General features: G+C 68.2%; 9 protein-coding genes. 3 read left to right on the top strand and 6 right to left on the bottom strand.

Going from position 1 to position 3191, the window contains the following annotated elements; all coding sequences use genetic code 11:
- Positions 1–17: 17 nt before the first annotated feature.
- From HUV06_RS15425 to HUV06_RS15405, 5 genes are read right to left on the bottom strand one after another with little or no spacing between them, the layout of a single operon-like run.
- A complete protein-coding gene (locus HUV06_RS15425) occupies positions 18–293 on the bottom strand; it encodes a hypothetical protein (RefSeq protein WP_174302128.1) in 276 nt (91 codons plus the stop codon).
- Positions 293–520 carry a hypothetical protein gene (locus tag HUV06_RS15420; RefSeq protein ID WP_174302127.1) on the bottom strand — a complete coding sequence of 76 codons (228 nt, stop codon included), beginning with the start codon at positions 518–520 and terminating at the stop codon, positions 293–295. Before HUV06_RS15420 ends, HUV06_RS15425 begins: the two co-directional genes overlap by 1 nt.
- Positions 520–831 carry a hypothetical protein gene (locus HUV06_RS15415; RefSeq protein ID WP_174302126.1) on the bottom strand — a complete coding sequence of 104 codons (312 nt, stop codon included), beginning with the start codon at positions 829–831 and terminating at the stop codon, positions 520–522. Before HUV06_RS15415 ends, HUV06_RS15420 begins: the two co-directional genes overlap by 1 nt.
- A complete protein-coding gene (locus tag HUV06_RS15410; RefSeq protein WP_174302125.1) occupies positions 828–1037 on the bottom strand; it encodes a hypothetical protein in 210 nt (69 codons plus the stop codon). Before HUV06_RS15410 ends, HUV06_RS15415 begins: the two co-directional genes overlap by 4 nt.
- Positions 1034–1420 (bottom strand): hypothetical protein, encoded by a 387-nt coding sequence (locus HUV06_RS15405; RefSeq protein ID WP_174302124.1) that lies wholly within the window; start codon positions 1418–1420, stop codon positions 1034–1036. The genes HUV06_RS15410 and HUV06_RS15405 overlap by 4 nt, the downstream gene beginning before the upstream one ends.
- Positions 1421–1565: 145 nt before the next feature.
- Here HUV06_RS15405 and HUV06_RS15400 point away from each other — a divergent pair, with 145 nt between their 5' ends.
- Entirely contained in the window at positions 1566–1844 is a 279-nt protein-coding gene (locus HUV06_RS15400) for a hypothetical protein (RefSeq protein WP_174302123.1), read from the top strand.
- Here HUV06_RS15400 and HUV06_RS15395 read toward each other — a convergent pair.
- Positions 1841–2524, bottom strand: coding sequence for a LexA family transcriptional regulator (locus HUV06_RS15395; RefSeq protein WP_174302122.1), 684 nt, complete (start codon positions 2522–2524; stop codon positions 1841–1843). The genes HUV06_RS15400 and HUV06_RS15395 overlap by 4 nt on opposite strands.
- A 135-nt stretch (positions 2525–2659) precedes the next feature.
- On the opposite strand from HUV06_RS15395, the gene HUV06_RS15390 reads away from it, so the two are divergent.
- The gene (locus tag HUV06_RS15390) at positions 2660–2911 is read left to right on the top strand and encodes a hypothetical protein (protein WP_174302121.1); all 252 of its coding nucleotides are present in this window, start codon (positions 2660–2662) and stop codon (positions 2909–2911) included.
- Positions 2908–3191: hypothetical protein (locus tag HUV06_RS15385; RefSeq protein ID WP_174302120.1), on the top strand; the 284-nt coding region annotated here is incomplete at its 3' end. The genes HUV06_RS15390 and HUV06_RS15385, both read left to right, overlap by 4 nt.

Below are 3191 nucleotides of genomic sequence, written 5' to 3'. Positions count from 1 at the left end.
TGCTGCTCGGTGGAACTTCATGCCGCCCTCAGTTGCTCAAGCTGGTCGCGGGCGGTGGCGGCTCGGCGGGCCAGGACGCGTTCGGGTGAGGCGTCGGGCTCGGGTCCGACGGTGGGCAGGCCAGCGGAGCGGCGCGCCTTCCAGGCGGCCACGGCGTCGGCGCTCCAGCGCCGACCGAGCAGCGGGGCGGGAAAGCCCAGCTCGGCCACCATGCGCGGCCACTCGCGGCGGAAGGTGCGGTAGGCGAGCCCGGTTTCGGCGGCGGCCTCGTGCATGGTGAGGGCGGCCGACATCAGCGGTTTTCCCCGATCCACTTGTGCGCAGCCGCCACAAGTTGGCCATCGCGCGCCTCGTCCTCCTCGATGTCGCCCAACGCGATGATCGCGTCGCAGAATAGGCCGATGGCGTTGTCGACGTCTGGATGATCCTCGGTCTGAACAACCTCAATCAAGTCGTGCACTGCACCGGCGGCGCTCACTACCGCGAGCAGGACGTTCGGATAGTCTTGCTTTGGACTCATCACGCAGCCCTCCTGGCGATCACCTGGGGCTGCAGCCCGTCCAACTCGGCCCACAGCCGCTCGCGGATCTCCAGGCTGTCCATGCCCGGGCGCAGGACGTATGCCAGAGCCACGTCCTTCCCGCCCGTGCGCGCATAGATCCGCACCGCGTGACCGTTCGGGGCGCGGGCTCGGCCAAGCGTCGCGGGCGCCAGCACCAGCTTGGCGCCGCCGGCGAGCGCCAGCAGGCGTTCGGCCAGGTTGCGGCGATGGAAGTAGGTTTCGTCGGCCAGAGCAGTGGACCGGGCCAGGGTGTAGGCCGGCCGGTTCAACGCCACCTCCCCAGCGGCAGGGTGACGGTGCGCAGGGCGCCGCGCCACAAGTCGCCCAGCGCCTCGCGGCGGCCGCGGGCGTAGCCGTGGCGATCGCCGGCGTCGAGCCCGCGCAGGTAGGCCAGAACCTCGCCCGGGTCGCTGGAGGGCGCATCGCCCACCACCAAGGCGGTGGGGCGGAACGCGAGGATCTGTGCGCTCCTCATTGCCACACCGCCTTGGCGGCGTCGGCCGCCAGCAGGGCGCGCTCGCTGATCGGCAGGGCGTCCGTTCGAACGGCGTCGCACAGCTCCTTCACCGCGAGCAGCGTGAGCGCGCCATGCCGATCTCCGGACGTCAGGGCGATCAGCTTGCCCGCCAGCTGGCCGGCGAAGAGGGCGACAGCGCCGAGCGTCGTGTCCCGGTCCTCCCCCGCCGTGGCCTCAGCGTCCACGTGCACCTGGATCAGCCGCTGCAGCGCATCGCCCAAGGCGCTCAGCGGGTCGCGGGGCTGGAACGGCGAGCCCGTCTGCGCCGCGTGCAGCAGCGCCCACGCCGCGCTGTACTGCTCCGGCAGGTTGGTGGGTCGTGGGGTGTGATCTGTCGCCATCGGCGCGCCTCCGCTTCAACGGAGTTCAGGACACTACGCATCGGTGTTTTTGTCAACCATACTCCACAGCATGGCGCACCTGCCCCACTCTCGGTGCGCCCGCTATGATGCGAGCGCGACGGATGCGCAGTGGACGCCTCGAATGATGAGCAGGATCAAGCTAGCCATAGCCGCCGCTTCGGTAGGAGCGGCCGCCTGGGGAGCGACGTCGATCTTCCTGCTCTACAAGATCTACGATCTGGACGCGCATAGCCAAGCTGCACCGGAGCCGACGAGTGAAACCGGCCTATCCGACAATGATCGCCCCATGACCAAGGCTCAGGCCAAGGACATGCTCGACAAGCTGGATGATCTCAAACAGACGATCTGCGGCACGAGCGCTCGACAGCGGTTTGAAATCATGAAGCCGCTTGGACCCTGCTAGTCACCGCGCAAGCGCACGGCGTAGTAGCCCTTGATTTCGGCGGTGGCGAAGTTGATCACCTTTTCTTCTGGATAGATCTCCTTGACCATTAGCGTGCCGCCGGCGTTGCTTTGGTAGAGCTTCACATAGTATTCGCCGTTCAGCGTCTCGATCACGCACCCGTGGCCGCGTCGTGGATGCCTGTTGCGGTCGAAGATCACCAGATCACCGGGCTCCGCCCACGGGATCATGCTCTCGCCGGCCAAACGTAAAGCTCCCGCGCCCGGGCCGAACAGGCTGCTGGTTTCGATGACCTGTTCCGGCTCGCCGGTGTCATAGACCTGATGGCCCCTGTCGCTGGCGCGCACCCGGCCCCAGACCGGGATCGAGAGACCCCCTGCCCCGCGGTCCGAGACCGAGCGAGACGTAGCGGAGACCGCCGACATCGAGGGGGCTTCCAGCAGGCGCGCCCGCTCCAACTGGAACTCTTCAGGGTCGACGCCCAAGGCCACGCCCAGCCTGCCGATCAGGCTGGGCGTGAAATGCCGGCCGCCGGCCTCGTAGCGTTGCCAAGCCTGGGCGGAGATGCCCAGCCGCTCGCCGCACTGTTCCTGCGTGAGGCCGAGCCGGGTGCGCAGCTGCTTCACCACGCGGCCCATCAGCTGGCGCTCCGCCTGTTCGGCGCTGATCGTCTCGCTCATGTGGCGAAACGACCCTCTTTGCTCCTGGTGCGCCACCGCCAACATGGCGGAGCGCCTTAGCAGCCTTCCACCGGTTGACAAGTCCACCAAATCACCAACGATCTCACCGGCGACGCAGAAACAACGCGGTCGCCCATGCCTTCAGCGCCTAACCCCAAACCCCGCCCGAAGCTCGCGCAGTTCCTGTTCGACCGGCGGCTGACCTATCGAGACGCGGCCGAGGCGCTGGACGTTAGCTACGAGACGATCCGGCGCCTCTGCCTGCCGTTCGTGGACCCAGCGCGCCGCGTGCCCAAGCCGCCCTTGATGGCGCGCATCCAGGCCTGGACGTCCGGCGAGGTGCTCCCGCAGCACTTCTACGAAACCGCGCTGGCGGCGGTCGCATGAGCCTCGCCCCCGTCATGCTTGAGCGAGACCGGCTGAACTGGCGCAGTCTGATCACCCACGCGCGCTGCGCCGCCGAGATGGTGAAGGTGAACCGCTCGGCCAAGGCGTTCCAGATCATCGCCAAGGTGTGCTGGTCGGCCGTGACGCCCACCCAGGTCAAGGAGGAGCGGCTGGCCTTCGCCCAGCTCATCGCTTTCGGCAAGTGCTGGCCGGCCATGAACCCGCTGACCCGGGCGGCCAACGCCCCGCAGGTCCGCCAGCTCGCCGACCGTTGCGCCGT

Source organism: Caulobacter sp. S45 (assembly GCF_903642205.1).
Taxonomy (GTDB): Bacteria; Pseudomonadota; Alphaproteobacteria; order Caulobacterales; family Caulobacteraceae; genus CAHJWH01.
This window is presented reverse-complemented; position numbering and strand designations above follow the sequence as displayed.